The 15,068-nt window shown below is 65.4% G+C and carries 16 protein-coding genes and 1 tRNA gene; 8 read left to right on the top strand and 9 right to left on the bottom strand.

The window, feature by feature from the left end; all coding sequences use genetic code 11:
- Nucleotides 1–5 precede the first annotated feature (5 nt).
- Together adh and F3J19_RS17105 are read left to right on the top strand one after the other, a co-directional pair.
- Nucleotides 6–1,526 carry an aldehyde dehydrogenase gene (adh, locus tag F3J19_RS17100; protein ID WP_167043402.1) on the top strand — a complete coding sequence of 507 codons (1,521 nt, stop codon included), beginning with the start codon at nucleotides 6–8 and terminating at the stop codon, nucleotides 1,524–1,526.
- A 65-nt stretch (nucleotides 1,527–1,591) separates the two neighbouring features.
- Nucleotides 1,592–1,981 (top strand): DUF779 domain-containing protein, encoded by a 390-nt coding sequence (locus tag F3J19_RS17105; RefSeq protein WP_167043404.1) that lies wholly within the window; start codon nucleotides 1,592–1,594, stop codon nucleotides 1,979–1,981.
- Nucleotides 1,982–2,242: 261 nt separating this feature from the next.
- On the opposite strand, the gene F3J19_RS17110 is transcribed toward F3J19_RS17105, so the two are convergent.
- Nucleotides 2,243–2,327 (bottom strand) — tRNA-Leu (locus tag F3J19_RS17110).
- A 356-nt stretch (nucleotides 2,328–2,683) separates the two neighbouring features.
- On the opposite strand from F3J19_RS17110, the gene F3J19_RS17115 reads away from it, so the two are divergent.
- The 3 genes from F3J19_RS17115 to F3J19_RS17125 all read left to right on the top strand — a co-directional run bounded on the left by F3J19_RS17115 (nucleotide 2,684) and on the right by F3J19_RS17125 (nucleotide 5,530).
- Complete coding sequence (locus F3J19_RS17115) at nucleotides 2,684–3,493, top strand: phosphodiesterase (protein ID WP_167043406.1); 810 nt, start codon at nucleotides 2,684–2,686, stop codon at nucleotides 3,491–3,493.
- Between the two features lie 441 nt (nucleotides 3,494–3,934).
- The gene (locus F3J19_RS17120; protein ID WP_167043408.1) at nucleotides 3,935–5,137 is read left to right on the top strand and encodes an MFS transporter; all 1,203 of its coding nucleotides are present in this window, start codon (nucleotides 3,935–3,937) and stop codon (nucleotides 5,135–5,137) included.
- Nucleotides 5,138–5,188: 51 nt separating this feature from the next.
- A complete protein-coding gene (locus F3J19_RS17125; RefSeq protein WP_167043410.1) occupies nucleotides 5,189–5,530 on the top strand; it encodes a DUF1493 family protein in 342 nt (113 codons plus the stop codon).
- A 17-nt stretch (nucleotides 5,531–5,547) separates the two neighbouring features.
- Here the strand turns inward: F3J19_RS17125 and F3J19_RS17130 are convergent, their stop codons facing one another.
- From F3J19_RS17130 to F3J19_RS17160, 7 genes are all read right to left on the bottom strand, one after another.
- Nucleotides 5,548–5,961 carry a VOC family protein gene (locus F3J19_RS17130; RefSeq protein ID WP_167043412.1) on the bottom strand — a complete coding sequence of 138 codons (414 nt, stop codon included), beginning with the start codon at nucleotides 5,959–5,961 and terminating at the stop codon, nucleotides 5,548–5,550.
- A 43-nt stretch (nucleotides 5,962–6,004) separates the two neighbouring features.
- On the bottom strand, nucleotides 6,005–6,826 hold the full coding sequence (locus tag F3J19_RS17135) for an aminoglycoside phosphotransferase family protein (RefSeq protein ID WP_167043414.1): 822 nt from the start codon (nucleotides 6,824–6,826) through the stop codon (nucleotides 6,005–6,007).
- Between the two features lie 43 nt (nucleotides 6,827–6,869).
- A complete protein-coding gene (locus F3J19_RS17140) occupies nucleotides 6,870–7,319 on the bottom strand; it encodes a response regulator (RefSeq protein ID WP_205192968.1) in 450 nt (149 codons plus the stop codon).
- Between the two features lie 14 nt (nucleotides 7,320–7,333).
- Complete coding sequence (locus tag F3J19_RS17145; RefSeq protein WP_167043418.1) at nucleotides 7,334–7,966, bottom strand: response regulator transcription factor; 633 nt, start codon at nucleotides 7,964–7,966, stop codon at nucleotides 7,334–7,336.
- Between the two features lie 209 nt (nucleotides 7,967–8,175).
- Entirely contained in the window at nucleotides 8,176–8,748 is a 573-nt protein-coding gene (locus F3J19_RS17150; protein WP_167043420.1) for a ferritin-like domain-containing protein, read from the bottom strand.
- A gap of 74 nt (nucleotides 8,749–8,822) precedes the next feature.
- Nucleotides 8,823–8,984: a DUF1328 family protein gene (locus F3J19_RS17155; protein WP_006052455.1), complete on the bottom strand. Its 162-nt coding sequence runs from the start codon at nucleotides 8,982–8,984 to the stop codon at nucleotides 8,823–8,825.
- A gap of 57 nt (nucleotides 8,985–9,041) precedes the next feature.
- On the bottom strand, nucleotides 9,042–9,218 hold the full coding sequence (locus tag F3J19_RS17160) for a DUF1328 family protein (protein WP_167043422.1): 177 nt from the start codon (nucleotides 9,216–9,218) through the stop codon (nucleotides 9,042–9,044).
- Between the two features lie 231 nt (nucleotides 9,219–9,449).
- Between F3J19_RS17160 and F3J19_RS17165 the strand changes: the two genes are divergently transcribed.
- The 3 genes from F3J19_RS17165 to F3J19_RS17175 all read left to right on the top strand — a co-directional run bounded on the left by F3J19_RS17165 (nucleotide 9,450) and on the right by F3J19_RS17175 (nucleotide 13,555).
- Nucleotides 9,450–10,991 (top strand): sensor histidine kinase, encoded by a 1,542-nt coding sequence (locus tag F3J19_RS17165; protein WP_345891046.1) that lies wholly within the window; start codon nucleotides 9,450–9,452, stop codon nucleotides 10,989–10,991.
- Between the two features lie 223 nt (nucleotides 10,992–11,214).
- Nucleotides 11,215–11,352, top strand: a complete 138-nt coding sequence (locus tag F3J19_RS17170) for an entericidin A/B family lipoprotein (protein ID WP_167043424.1) — start codon at nucleotides 11,215–11,217, stop codon at nucleotides 11,350–11,352.
- A gap of 163 nt (nucleotides 11,353–11,515) precedes the next feature.
- Entirely contained in the window at nucleotides 11,516–13,555 is a 2,040-nt protein-coding gene (locus F3J19_RS17175; protein ID WP_167043426.1) for an NADPH-dependent 2,4-dienoyl-CoA reductase, read from the top strand.
- Between the two features lie 233 nt (nucleotides 13,556–13,788).
- Here the strand turns inward: F3J19_RS17175 and F3J19_RS17180 are convergent, their stop codons facing one another.
- The gene (locus F3J19_RS17180) at nucleotides 13,789–14,718 is read right to left on the bottom strand and encodes an EamA family transporter (RefSeq protein ID WP_167043428.1); all 930 of its coding nucleotides are present in this window, start codon (nucleotides 14,716–14,718) and stop codon (nucleotides 13,789–13,791) included.
- Between the last annotated feature and the right edge of the window lie 350 nt (nucleotides 14,719–15,068).

Genomic DNA, 15,068 nt, shown 5'->3' on the forward strand with positions numbered 1-15,068 from the left:
CACCCATGAACCACGCAGAACTGCAGTACCTCACCACCGAATATCCCTTCCGCAAGCAGTACGAGAACTTCATCGGCGGGCAGTGGCTCAAGCCCGTCGGCAACGAGTACTTCGACAATATTTCCCCGATCACGGGCGAGCCCTTCACGTCCATCCCCCGTTCGCGCGAAGCCGACGTCGAACTCGCGCTCGACGCCGCGCACAAGGCCAAGGACGCCTGGGGCCGCACCTCGGCGGCAGACCGCGCGAATCTGCTGAACCGGATCGCCGAGCGCATCGAGGCCAATCTCACGCGGCTCGCCGTGGCGGAGACCATCGACAACGGCAAGCCATTGCGCGAAAGCATGGCGGCCGACATTCCGCTCACGATCGATCATTTCCGCTATTTCGCCAGCGCGGTCCGTGCCCAGGAAGGCGCCATTTCGCAGATCGACGACGACACGGTTGCCTATCACTTCCACGAGCCGCTCGGTGTGGTGGGCCAGATCATTCCGTGGAATTTCCCGATCCTGATGGCGACGTGGAAGCTCGCCCCCGCGCTCGCGGCCGGCAACTGCGTCGTGCTCAAGCCCGCCGAGCAGACTCCGGCCTCGATCCTCGTGCTGATCGAATTGATTCAGGATCTGCTGCCGCCCGGCGTCGTGAATGTGGTGAACGGCTTTGGTCTCGAAGCCGGCAAGCCGCTTGCTTCGAACAAGCGCATCTCGAAGGTGGCCTTCACGGGTGAAACCACCACGGGCCGGCTCATCATGCAGTATGCGAGCCAGAACCTGATTCCCGTGACGCTGGAGCTCGGCGGCAAGAGCCCGAACATCTTCTTCGCCGACGTGATGGAGCACGACGACAGCTTCCTCGACAAGGCGCTGGAAGGGTTCACGATGTTCGCGCTCAATCAGGGAGAAGTGTGTACGTGTCCGTCGCGCGTGCTGATCGACGAGAAAATCTACGACCGCTTCATGGAACGCGCGCTCAAGCGTGTTGGCGCGATCGCGCAGGGACATCCGCTCGATCCGAAGACCATGATCGGCGCACAGGCGTCGCGGGAACAACTGGAGAAAATTCTCTCGTATCTCGATCTCGGCAAGCAGGAAGGCGCGCAATGCCTGACGGGCGGCGAGCGCAACGCGTTCGAAGGCGAATTGAAGAACGGCTACTACGTGAAGCCCACGGTGTTCCGCGGCCACAACAAGATGCGGATCTTCCAGGAAGAGATCTTCGGGCCGGTCGTGTCAGTCACGACGTTCAAGACCGAGGAAGAAGCGCTGCATATCGCCAACGACACGCTGTACGGCCTCGGCGCCGGCATCTGGACACGCGACGGCACGCGCGCCTATCGCTTCGGCCGCGCGATCCAGGCGGGCCGGGTGTGGACCAACTGCTATCACGTCTATCCCGCGCATGCTGCGTTCGGCGGCTACAAGCAGTCGGGCATCGGACGTGAAAACCATAAGATGATGCTCGACCATTATCAGCAGACGAAAAATCTGCTGGTGAGCTATAGCGACAAGCCGCTCGGATTCTTCTGAGTGACGGTCCCGGCCTCGCCGCCGCATGATGCACGGCGAGGCGCCATCGCCAGGGAGTACTCGCCATGGCCGACGAAGTGCCGCGTGTCGTCGCAACGCCCGCCGCGATCGCGCTGATCGAACAACTCGTCGCCGAGCACGGTCCCGTGCTGTTTCATCAATCGGGCGGCTGTTGCGACGGCAGTGCGCCCATGTGCTTTCCAGCCAATGAGTTCATGGTGGGCGGCTCGGACGTGAAACTCGGCACCCTTGCGGGCGTGCCCTTCTACATGAGCGAATCGCAATTCGAGTACTGGCAGCACACGCAGCTCATCATCGATTGCGTGTCCGGCAACGGCGGCATGTTTTCGCTGGAGCGTCCTACGGGTCTGCGCTTTCTCACGCGATCGAGGCTCTTTGACGATGCCGAATCGGCATGGCTCGCTGCGCATCCGGCCGAACGGGCGGAGAGCTAGCGTGTCTGGGGCGCGTCAAGCGGAAACATGGCGGTAGAAACTAGCGACTGGCGGATCGACACAATCGTCCATAGGCTGCACTGCTTCGTCGCCGAACGCGGTGACGTCCGTTCAATATCACGCGCACAAAAAATTGGCAGCGGCGACGGGAAAGATCGGGCAAGAGAGAAAGAGACCGGAAAATCCGGTTCAGGGCAGAAAACCCATACCAATGAGACAGGGCTTGCGCGGGTCGAATCGGCGAAACCCTTGCTGGTATTGTGGTGCCGGGGATCGGACTCGAACCGACAAGCCGTGAGGCGGCGGATTTTAAGTCCGCTATGTTTACCAATTTCATCACCCCGGCAGGGGTCGCGACCACGCGCGGTCGCGAATTCTACCATTGCGTGACGGGCACGCCAAAAAGCGCAGCGGGCGAACTGTAGCCGCTCGCCAATCCACCTGCAATCCGCCGGCAATCCAGCCGTATTCTCACGACAAACCCGCCGCCCCATCCGGCTTTCCGGCTTCATCCGCCGGTCACAAACGCTCCCGATAGTGCGAAGTCGATTTCAACGCGGCAGCAGCACTCGCGCCGGCGGGGTCCGTACATCGGCCGCAACGACGACACCTGCCGCAAGTCTCGATCGAACCGCACGCGCCGATTGCATTATCGTAATGGAAGCGGCGCCGGCTTCCGGCGCGCCACACCGAGGATTCCCCATGCTACTGGCTCAAATCAGCGACCTGCACATCAAGCGGCCCGGCGAGCTCGCCTACCGCCGCATCGATACCGCGCCGTATCTCGCGCGCTGCGTCGCCGCGCTCAATGCGCTCGTGCCGCGTCCCGACGCGGTCATCATGACCGGCGATCTCGTCGATCAGGGCGACCCGCAACAGTACGAACACCTGAAGACGCTGCTCGCGCCGCTCGACATCCCCTACTTCCTGCTAGTCGGCAATCACGACGAACGCGGCGCGTTGCGCGCGGCGTTTCCCGAGCGCGCGGAACTGCACGGCGGCGGCGAGTTCGTGCAGTACGCGCTCGACGTCGGCCCGCTGCGCGTGATCGCGCTCGATTCGCTGGTGCCGGGCGCAAGCGGCGGCATGCTGTGCGATACGCGGCTCGCGTGGCTCGCGCAGCAGCTCGACGCGGCAAGCGGCAAACCGGTCGTGGTCGCGCTGCATCATCCGCCGTTCGCCTGCGGTATCGAGCACATGGACGAGATGCGGCTCGATCCGGCGGCATCGGACAAGCTCGCCGCGTTGATCGCGCGTCATCCGAACGTCGAGCGCGTGATCTGCGGACACGTGCATCGGCCGATGTACGTGCGCTTCGGCGGCACGATCGCGTGTGCGATTCCGGCGCCCGCGCACCAGGTCGCGCTCGATCTGCGCGAGGATGCACCGTCGATGTTCGTGATGGAGCCGCCCGCCTATGCGCTGCATCGCTACGATCCGGCGACCGGCATCGTGACGCATCATGCGTATGTCGAGGCCGCCGACGGGCCTTATCCGTTTGATGACGTTTGATGACGTTTGATGATGTTCGACGACGACGGCGGCGAGTCGAGCGACCGAGGTCGGCGCTCTGATGCACCGGGATTCGATGCGTCGCTTCGATGCGTCCTTTCGATGCCGGGTCCCGATGCTTCAAATCGACGCTTCAAATCGATACGTCATCCCGATGCGCCGACGCGAGCGCACGACAATCGAGCCCTTGCCGCGCGTCATGGAAGCGTCATCGGAGCGACGTCCGAAACAGTCCGCAACGACCCGCAGCGGGATCGCACGCCAGCCTCGCGCCCCGGCTTTAGCGCCCCCGGCTCCGGCGCGCCGTGGCCCGCTCGTGTCCGCGCGGCCCGTGTCTCGCCCAGGACCGTGGGCCGCCCGTCAGCACGATCCGCCTCGCTCCGGTATGATCGGCACGCTCGAGGACCGCGCATGGGCCGGTCCGTTGCTCCTGCCTGAGTCATGTCCACTCCCGACGCCTCCACCTCCGCTCCCGCCTCCGCCCGCTCGCTGCGCGGCCTGTTGCTGCTGCTCGCGACGATCGCCGGCATTTCGGTCGCCAACATCTATTACAACCAGCCGCTGCTCGACAACCTGCGCCAGTCGTTTCCGGGCGGCGCCTCGTGGGTCGGCGCGGTGCCGGCCGTCACGCAGCTCGGCTACGCGGCCGGCATGCTGCTGCTCGCGCCGCTCGGCGACCGCTTCGACCGGCGTCTGCTGATCCTGCTGCAGATCGCCGCGATGTGCATCGCGCTCGTCGTCGCGGCAACCGCGCAGACGCTCTCCGTGCTGATCGTCGCGAGTCTCGCGATCGGCGTGCTCGCGACGATCGCACAGCAGGCCGTGCCGTTCGCAGCCGAACTCGCGCCGCCGGCCGAGCGCGGCCAGGCGGTCGGCACGGTGATGAGCGGCCTGCTGCTCGGCATTCTGCTCGCGCGGACTGCGGCGGGCATCGTCGGCGAATACTTCGGCTGGCGCGCGGTGTTCGGCATGTCGGTCGTCGCGCTGCTGGTGCTCGCGGTCGTGATCGTCCTGCGTTTGCCGAAGAGCCAGCCGACCTCGACGCTGCCGTACGGCAAGCTACTCGTGTCGATGTGGCATCTCGTGACCGGACATCGCGCGCTGCGCGAAGCCTCGCTGACCGGCGCGGCGATGTTCGGCGCGTTCAGCATCTTCTGGTCGGTGCTCGCCTTGCTGCTCGCGGGCGCGCCGTTTCATCTCGGACCGCAGGCGGCGGGACTGTTCGGCATCGTCGGCGCGGCCGGCGCGATGGCCGCGCCGCTCGCCGGCAAGTTCTCCGACCGGCGCGGACCGCGCGCGGTCGTCACGCTGTCGATCGTGCTCGTCGCGATTGCGTTCGTCGTGTTCGGCGCATCGGCGAAGAGCCTCGTCGGGCTCGTGATCGGCGTGATCATTCTCGACGTCGGCGTGCAGGCTGCGCAGATTTCGAATCAGTCGCGCATCTACGCGCTGAAGCCCGAAGCGCGCAGCCGCGTGAATACCGTGTACATGGTCGCGTATTTCATCGGCGGCACGCTCGGCTCGGGCGTCAGCGCGATCGTCTGGCCCATGTTCGGCTGGATCGGCGTGAGTATCGCGGGCCTCGTGTTCGCGGCGCTGGCCGCGTGGAATCATTTGAGTTTGCCGGCGCGGGCCGGGCATTGATTGCGGGCTGCGCGCAAGGCTGATGAGCCATTGGCAGGAAGATCGCCTGTAATGAGCGATGCGTGGCTCGATCTCGATCAATTCATACGGGAAATGTGGACACCCGCTGCGTTGCCTCTCGACGAAAAGCTGACCCGCGACATGGACCTCTATCACGATCTCGATTGGGAACCCGCGAAGATCGTAGAGACGATGCGCGCGTGGTCCGAACGGTTCCGTGTCGATCTGCGGGATTTCAACGTGGCCTGCTACGTTCCATCCGCAGCCATGCGCAAACGCGACGTCGCGGCAACGACATTGAAATCCCTGTTTAGCGCGAGGGCACGCGAATCACTCGGCGGCCGCGCGCTCACGCTTGGGATGCTCGATGAAGCGATGAAGCGGGGATGGTGACAACAGGACTCGGCCTGTCACGGGACTCGACTCGCTGACGGAGCCGCATGACACACGGCCTCGACGCGGTTGCCAGCGGGGTCGACGAGAAACGCCGCGTAGTAATCCCGATGGTAGTGAGGCCTTAGTCCCGGCTCTCCGTCAGACCGTCCGCCCGCCGACAGTCCGGCCTGGTAAAACGCGTCCACATGCTCGCGGGACGGCGCCTTGAAACACCAATGGCGTTTGTTCGGCGTTATTTCGCCGGGGTCCAGATATATCGCCAGACAGGTTGATACCGTGTCGTCCCCGCTGCAGCGCTCGCCGTAACCGAGCGCAGTGGGCTCGTCATAAACCTTGCGCGCCCCCAGAGCGGCCATGACGGCATCGTAAAAGGGTCGCGCCGTCTGAAGATCCGGCACGCCAATCGACACGTGATCCAGCAGTTGCATGGCATTGGCTCCGTGAAATGCACACTCGTTTATATCTGAAGATTCACTCGACGATGCCGAGCGCGGCTGCCGCGAGCTTGCCTATTTCGAGTCTGCTGCCTGCATCGTCGCCATCTTCGCCGTCTTCGAGCATCCAGACCGTCGATAAACCCGTCCACGCAAGCACCCACTGCAGAAGTCGCCGCGGCTCGATACCGGCGACATCGGCAACCAACTCGATACGGCGCCGGAAGATGCCCGGTGCCAATGCGCTCTCGCCGTCGGGGTTGCAGAAGAGGTTGGCATAGTCGAACGCGCGCTCGCCGTACAAACCTTTGGGATCGATCGCGAGCCAGCCGGACGGTCCGAAGTCGAGCACATTGCCGTGGTGAATATCGCCGTGCAGAACCGTGACGTCGCGCGGTGCCGCCAGCAGTTCGCGCGCGGTCTGGGCGCAGAGCCCGACAATCCCACCATGCGCGGGGCCCGCGCACAACAGCGCATCGAACCATTGCGTCAACGGAACCAGCGCGGGAAGCGGCGTGTGAAGCGGCGCGGCGCGCGGCCGATGCAACTGCGAGACCGTTGCGCATAAGATGCGCGTGGCGTCGTCATCGCGGCCCTGTTCGACCATTTGCACGAGCGAAGCGGAACCTTGCGCACGCGCCATCAGCAAGGCTTCACCGTCGTGAGCCAGCACCGGCGCCGCGCCCTCGCCGCCCCACCACACCATCAGGCGGCTGCCCGCCCGTTCCTCGGCCTCGGACGACAGCTTGAGGATGGCGGCCACCCCGTATTGACGGACCGGGAGCAGGTTGCCGCTGCGCGAGGTAAACGGATCGCCATCGATCGTCAGATTCCAGCGCTTCAGGTATTGCTCGAACATGGAGGCCCATTCGGTTCGTCAGGTTTTGCCGGGGTTCCATCGCTCATCGTCCGGCCGTGCGCGGATCGCCGCGCCCCAACGCATACTCCTGCAACGCATCGAGCACGCGGTCGAACTCGAACGATTTGTCGTAAAAGTGGCGCACGCCGTACTGCTCGCAGCGCGCGCGATACGCAGGCAGCGCGTGATTGGTCAGCACCGCGGCGAACATCGCATCGATCAGCCCCTCGCGCTGCAAGTATGCGAGCACCGGCACGCCCGAGCCCTGCTTCAGTTGCAGATCGATAATCACCGCGTCGAAGGTTTCGTCGCCGAGCAGCGCGATCGCCTGATCGGCAGCATCGGCGTAAGCGGCCACCCGCAGCAGACCGGACGAATCGATCGCCTCCACGAGGCTGCGACGGATCAGCGGCGAATCCTCGATCAGCAGCACGCGCAGCGGCGCGCGGCGGGCGGGCTCGGCAGCGGACTTCGGTTCGCGGTTCATCGGCATGTCTCGATCGTCCCTCATTCGATCAAACCGTTCTTGATCGCGTAATACGTGAGGTCCGCGTTGGTCGCGAGCCGCATCTTCTCCAGCACGCGCGCGCGATACGTGCTCACGGTTTTCACGGACAGATGCAATTCCTCGGCGATCTCGGTCGGCAAGCGTCCGGCCGCGAGCTTGCAGAAGATCTGGAATTCGCGCTCCGACAGCGCTTCGTGCGGCCGCCCCGCGGCGGGCTTGTCGAGATTGTCGGCGAGCGTATCGGCAACCGCTTCGGACAGGTAACGATGTCCGCGTGCGACCGAGCGGATTGCCCGCACGATTTCCTCGGGCTCGCAGTCCTTGTTCAGATAACCGTTCGCGCCGGCGCGCAGCAGATTGATCGCATACTGGCTCTCGGGATAGCCGGAAAGAATCAGCACGCCCTGCTCGGGGCGCACCTGCCGGATCACGCGCAAGGTGTCGATGCCGTTCTTGTCGGGCATCGCGATGTCGAGCAGCACCACGTCGAATGCCTGCTCGCGCACGAGATTGATGGCTTCCTCGCCGGTGGCGGCCTCGGCGGCCACGCACATATCCGGCTCGTCGGCGACGAACTGTCTGAAACCGCCTCGGACGATCGCATGATCGTCAGCTATCAGCACTCGAATCATCGGTTGGGTGTCCGTGCAAAGGAGATCGCTCCGAAACGGACATTGTAATGACCAGGCACGTGGCCTGGCCGAAATACACGGACGGGTTCATGCACCTCACCGCCTTGCATCCCTCGCGCCGGATCGCGCGAATTCATGCTAACTCACGCGACCCGGCCCACCCGCGCGCCCTTGTTGCAGCCATCGAAGCTGCCCATCCACACTATCCGCTAGTCGCGTCCCTCGAGCAGATCGGCCATATCGTCGGCATGCTCTTCCTCGACCGCGAGGATTTCCTCCAGCAGACGGCGCGTGGTCACGTCCTTCTCGCCGAGATAGCGCACGGTCTCGCGATACGTATCGATCGCGATGCGCTCGGCAACCAGGTTCTCGCGAATCATGTCGGTCAGGCTCGCGCCCTCCTTGTACTCCGAATGCGCGCGCTTCTTCAGACCGTCCGGCGCGAAATCGGGTTCGCCGCCGAGCTGCACGATACGCTCGGCGATACGGTCCGCGTGTTCCTGCTCCTCGGCCGCATGCTCGGCGAACTCGACCGCCACCGCTTCCGAATTGATGCCCTTGGCCATGAAATGATGGCGCTTGTAGCGCAGCGTGCAAACGATTTCGGTCGCGAGCGCATCGTTGAGCAGCTTGAGCACGATCTTGCGATCGGCACCGTAGGTCGCGGTAACCGGACCGTCGGAGATGTGCTTGCGCGCGTCGTCGCGAATCTTCTGCAGGTCCATCACGAACGGACCGTCGGACTGGGCAGCCCCGCTCTGGGCGGCGGATTGTTTCGTCATCGAATTTCTCCTTGGACTGTTGTGGGGAAATGGCACGTCACGTACGAATTGAGCACGAACCGCGCCCGCTTCGGCTACGTTCGGAACACGCCGAGCAGCAAAGTGACCACGAATACGACCAGAAAGATGTAGAACAGAATCTTCGCGATCTCGGCCGCACCCGCCGCGATGCCGGTAAAGCCGAACACTGCGGCGATGATCGCAATCACGAAGAAGACGATGGCATAGTGAAGCATGACGGTTCTCCCTTGTATCGACGTTGGGTCTGCGAAGCAAATCGCTCGCCCGCCGCGCTAGTCGACTATCTTTTTCGTTATCACGAAGCCGAGCACGAGGAACACCACGCACAGCACGACGAACACGAAGAACAGGAACTTCGCGATGGCCGCCGCGCCGGCCGCGATACCGGTAAATCCGAGAAGACCGGCGATCACGGCCACGACGGCAAAGAACAGCGCCCACTTCAACATGATGGCTCCCTCCTGAAACGAAACGTTGAGCGAATGGTCGGGTCCATCGTATCGGGCGGTGCGCGCAGGCGCACTCCGACGCTCGCCGTTTTTCGTGTGAGAATCCGCTTACATCGGCTTACGTCCGCGTTACGCGAGCCGCGCTGCGCCGCCGGGCGAGTGCGATATCGAGGCCGATATCGAAGTCGCTGTTGAAGCCGATCCCGATCCGAGGAGCCGAATGTGTCGAACGTGCAGAACGCACAGAACGCGCCGGAACTGAGCCGCCCTCGCGTCACGGCGCGGCTCGCCGACTGGATGCGCAAGCGCAGTTGGGCCATCGCGATGACGGTCGCGATCGTCATCACGGTGGGCGGTCTCGTGATTCTCGAAACCGCACGCCAGCGCATCGCGGCCGAGTACGAAACCGCGCTCGAAGCACGCGACGTCACCGTGCGGCTCAGCACGCTCGCGAGCGAACTGTCGCGGCTCGCCGCGCAGCAGAATCATTTTCTGCTGACGCAGGACATGGCTTCCGCCGAGGCCTTTTGCGCGAGCGCCGCGCGCATCCGCGAGAACACGCGGCAACTGGAGCGCTTCTATCGCGACAGCCGCGCCGACAGCGCCGAGCTTGCGAGTTTCACGCAGATCGTCGCGCTGATCGATGCGCGCATCGGTGCGGGCGCAACTGCGCTGCAACAGGCGGCGCCGCATCGGCTCGATCTTGGCGCCTGCGGGCCGGCAGCCAGGCTGAATCCCGCCGGCGCGTCGCTAATCGACAGCACGCTCGCGCTGCTGCGCGACGACGAGGAGCGCCGCGCGCAGCATGCGCTCGCCGCGAGCCGCGCCGATCAGCGGCTCTCGACGCTGTGCGCGGCGGGTCTCTCGGCGCTGAACATCGTGCTGTTCATCCTGCTGTTTCGCGATCTCGGCATCCAGATCGACCGGCAGACGCGCGCGCAGCGTCAACTGATTACGCAGCAGGAAGAACTCGACCAGCTCGTCAACGAGCGCACGCGTCAGCTCGAAGCGCTCGGCTGGCACCTGCAGGCGGTCAGCGAAAACGAAAAGACGCAGCTCGCGCGCGAACTGCACGACGAACTCGGTGCGATTCTGACCGCGTGCCGGATGGACGTCGCATGGGCGCGCCGCAAGCTCGAAGACAGCGAACCCGATCTCGCCGACAAGCTCAGGCGCGCGCTCGCCAATCTCGACCAGGGCATCGCACTGAAGCGGCGCATCATCGAGGACATGCGGCCCACGGTGCTCGCCAATTTCGGGCTCGTCACGGCGCTGCGCACGCTCGCCGACGAAGCCGCGCAGCGCAACAACTGGACGCTCGACCTGCACCTGCCCGCCGACGACGTCCAGCTCGACGAGCAGACCGAGATCGCGCTCTTTCGCGTCGCGCAGGAGTCGCTGACGAATGCGGCGAAGTACGCGCGGGCCTCGAAGGTATCGATCGCCTTGCGGGTCGACGACGGCCAGGTCGCGCTGCATATCGGCGACAACGGCGTGGGCATCATGCCGGCCGACCTGACACGCACGCATACGCACGGCCTGCTCGGCATGCGGCAGCGCGTCGCCGCGCATGGCGGACGCTTCGACATCCGGCGCGGCACGCCGGGCGGCACCGAGATCGACGTGGTCATGCCGAGCGTCAGCACGGCGACGCCGTCGGTCGATCTGCCGCAATCGGCGGCAGTGGCCGCGCTCGGGTCGGCCACCCCAGCCACGCCGGCCGCCGCGCCGCCCACGTCGCCAGGCCTCGTCGGGCAAGGCCCTGCGGCATGAGGCGTGCCCCGCTGTAGGACGACGCCGACGCAAACACCGGAGCCCGCCTACAACAAAATCGCCGCGCGACCGACAGCGCGCGCTCCGCCCTTTTCTTACCATGCAGTCATGGCTGGTGCGAGGCCGGTTCGAGACTGATTCGGGACCGGATCGAAACCTGTTCGACCGGCATGGCGCCGGTCGGCCGACATCAACCGATGCATTCTCGACAAGGAGAACTTTCATGACTCGACTGATCGCTTTGCTTGTGCTTGCCGGAACGGCGATGCTTGCCAGCGGTTGCAACACGGTGGCGGGCGCCGGCGAAGACATTTCGAAGGGCGGCAACGCCATTACGAACTCCGCGGAACAGAACAAGTAAAAGAACCCATAAATGGAGGTTCGGGCAGGGTCAGGATGAGCCCGCCGCGGGAAACCGCGGCGGGCTTTTTCATGCCTCGCGGAATTTAGAATTTTTCCTCGGCGGCCTGGCCCGGCGCGCGGTGTATCGTGCGAGCGGCTCCCCTACTTACACGGTCCCCCGCATGTCTTACCCCCACCTGCTCGCCGAACTCGACCTGGGCTTCACGCGCCTGCGCAATCGCGTCGTGATGGGTTCGATGCATACCGGCATGGAAGACCGCTTCTGGCATTACCCGCAACTCGCCGCGTATTTCCGCGAGCGCGCCAAAGGCGGCGTCGGGCTCATCATCACGGGCGGCATTTCGCCGAATCGCGAGGGCTGGCTGCTGCCGTTCGGCAGCACGCTCAACTCGGTATTCGATCTGCGCAATCATCGGCTCGTGACCGAGGCCGTGCATGCCGAGGGCGGCAAGATCGCGCTGCAGATCCTGCACGCGGGCCGCTATGGCTACCAGCCGTTCGTGGTCTCGGCGTCCGCGCTGAAGTCGCCGATCTCGAAGTTCAAGCCGCGCGCGCTCAGCCTCGCCGGCATCGCGAAGACCGTGCGCGATTACGCGCGCTGCGCACGGCTCGCGCAACGCGCGGGCTACGACGGCATCGAGATCATGGGCAGCGAAGGCTATCTGCTGAACCAGTTCCTCTGCCCGCGCACGAACCGGCGTACCGACCGGTACGGCGGTAGCATCGAGAACCGCATACGGCTCGCGCGCGAGATCGTCGAACGCGTGCGCGCGGTGTGCGGCGAGCGCTTTATCGTCGTGTACCGGCTGTCGCTGATCGATCTCGTCGAAGGCGGCAATACGTGGGACGAAACCGTGCAGGTCGCGCGGGCGCTCGAAGCGGCCGGCGTGACGATCTTCAATACCGGTATCGGCTGGCACGAGGCACGCGTGCCGACCATCGTGACCTCGGTGCCGCGCGCGGCCTTCGCCTCGCTCTCCGCGCGCCTGAAGGCCGCCGTCAACGTGCCGGTGATCGCGTCGAACCGCATCAATACGCCCGAGGTCGCCGAGACGCTGCTGGCCGACGGCTCGGCCGATCTGGTGTCGATGGCGCGGCCGCTGCTCGCCGACCCCGAGTTCGTGCTGAAGACTGCCGAAAACCGCGCGCACGAAATCAATGTCTGCATCGCCTGCAATCAGGCCTGCCTCGATCACACGTTCAGGAATCAGCGCGCGAGCTGTCTCGTGAATCCGCGCGCGGGACGCGAAACCGAACTGCTCTACCGGCCGCTCGCAAGTCCGCAGACCGCGCGTTCGATCGCGGTGGTCGGCGCGGGGCCGGCCGGTTTGTCGGCGGCGACGGTGGCGGCTTCGCGCGGCCATCGCGTGACGCTGTTCGAAGCGAGCGACAGGCTCGGCGGCCAGTTCAACCTCGCGATGCGCGTGCCGGGCAAGGAAGAGTTCAGCGAGACGATCCGCTATTTCCAGAGCCAGTTGCAGCGGCATCGCGTCGACGTGCGGCTCGGCACGCGCGCCGATGCCGCGCTGCTCGCCGCCGGCGCTTACGACGACGTGGTCGTCGCGACCGGCATCGTGCCGCGGCGGCCGTCGATCGCCGGCATCGACGGGCCCAATGTGCTGTCCTACGTGGACGTGCTGCGCGGGGCGCCGGTCGGCGCGCGCGTCGCGGTGATCGGCGCGGGCGGCATCGGCTTCGACGTCAGCGAATTCCTGCTGCATCGCGCGGGCGAGCCCTTGCCGATACCGCGCGATGCGTGGCTCGACGAATGGGGCGTCGATCTCGCGGTGCGCGAGCGCGGCGGGCTCAAGCCGCCGTCCGCGCCACAACCGGCGCGGCAGATCTGGCTGCTACAGCGCAAGGCCGGCAAGCTCGGCGCAGGACTCGGCAAGACCTCGGGCTGGGTGCATCGCGCGACGCTCGCCAGAAACGGCGTGCAGATGCTCGACGGCGTCGAGTATCGCGAGATCGGCGCGCGCGGTCTGAAGATCGCGCGCGCGGGTGCCGACGAGTGGCTCGAGGTCGAGACGATTGTCGTGTGCGCGGGGCAGGAATCGTTGCGCGAGTTGCTGCCGTCGACGCCCGGCGGCACGAGCGACGGTAGGCCGCGTTATCACGTGATTGGCGGCGCGAAGCTCGCGACCGAGCTCGATGCGAAACGCGCGATCCGCGAGGGTGCGGAACTGGCGGCGCGGCTTTGAGGGTGGTGAGGCAACTCGAAGGCCGAGGGGCGTATGGCGATCGGGTGTGCTGTGCGCCACCGCTGACTCTACGGTCAGACCCGCGGTCATCCCCCGCGGTCGTACCCCACCACCGTGCTCCACCGCCCTATGCTCCCCACCCGCAACGCACGCCACACGCAAAGACATGCGCGGCGCATTGCACGGAATTTACGTCAAGCACGCTCGCGTGAACGTGAATCCCGTCCCACACCTCACGCGCGCCCCTTCTTCCGGTAATCGAACCAGAACGACAAGCCGACGCTCACGAGAATCACGATCGTCGCGACCACCGTGTAGCGCGTGACCGGCTCGCCAAGCAGCAACGCACCGAGCGCGACCGCCACGACCGGATTCACGTACATGCAGCTGCTTGCGATGATCGGGCTCGTATGGCGAATCAGGAAACCGTACGCGACGTACGCGGCCATCGTGCCGATCAGCATCAGATAGAGAAACGCGAGCAGCGGCAGCACATGCAGTTCGAGCATGCGCTCGCCCGAGATCCACGCGACCAGCGTCGAAACCGCGCCGCCGAGGCCGATCTGCAGCGCGGTCGAGAGAAACAGGTCCGAGGGCAGCTTCAGTTGCCCGGCCAGATGCGCGCCGCCGGCCCAGAACAGTGCGCCGCACAGAATCGCGAGACTGCCGCCGGCCGAACCAGGCGTGGTGTCGCCGTGGCTCAGAATCGCAATGCCGACGAGCCCGAGCGCAACCGCGAACCATTCGCCGCGGCCGATCTTGCGGCCCGCGAGCGCCGCGATCACGCTCGCGAAGAGCGGCACGGTGGCGACCATCACAGCCGCGGTGCCGGTGCCGACGGTGCGCATCCCGTAGGCGAGCATGCCGCTCGACAAACCGACGAGCATCGTGCCGACGAGCCCGGCGTTGCGGATTTCAGCGAAGCTCGGCGGAATCGGCTTGCGGCGCACCGCGAGCACGAACAGGCCGAGGCCGGCGAACAGGTTGCGCAAGCCGGAGAGCAGGAGCGGCGGAAACGAGCCGAGCGAGACGTGCACGGCGAGGTAGGTCGAGCCCCACACGAGATAGACGACGGCGAGTGCGAGCGCGATCTGGCCATTGTGCGAGCGCGGCGCACGGATCGGCCAGTGACGCGGAGAAAAAACGGAACGGGGCGACGACATGCGTTCAGCCCGCCTGCATCGTCGAGCGTATCCACGGGAAAAGCCTCGCGCCTGCGCTGCCCTCCCTCGTGCGGGACGGCGGACGCCGCATCGGCGATGCGGTCTGACGGGCGAAGCTGGCGGACATGTCGATGGAGCGAAAAAGCGATGCGGATGGCCCTCGCGGCCCGTGGGCCGATAGCGCCAATGTGCCCAATGGGGCCGCGATCCGCGGCGACGCTGCAAGCGCCGCGGCCGGCACGCGCCGAATGCGGCGCGCACCGCATTATGCAGTAAGCGCACACTGCATCGCTCGGGAGAATCGTAACTTTTTGGCATCGTTACAACAGAAAAAAGCCGGGCGCATCAAC

It is taken from the genome of Burkholderia sp. Ax-1724, assembly GCF_011752995.1.
Taxonomy (GTDB): domain Bacteria; phylum Pseudomonadota; class Gammaproteobacteria; order Burkholderiales; family Burkholderiaceae; genus Paraburkholderia.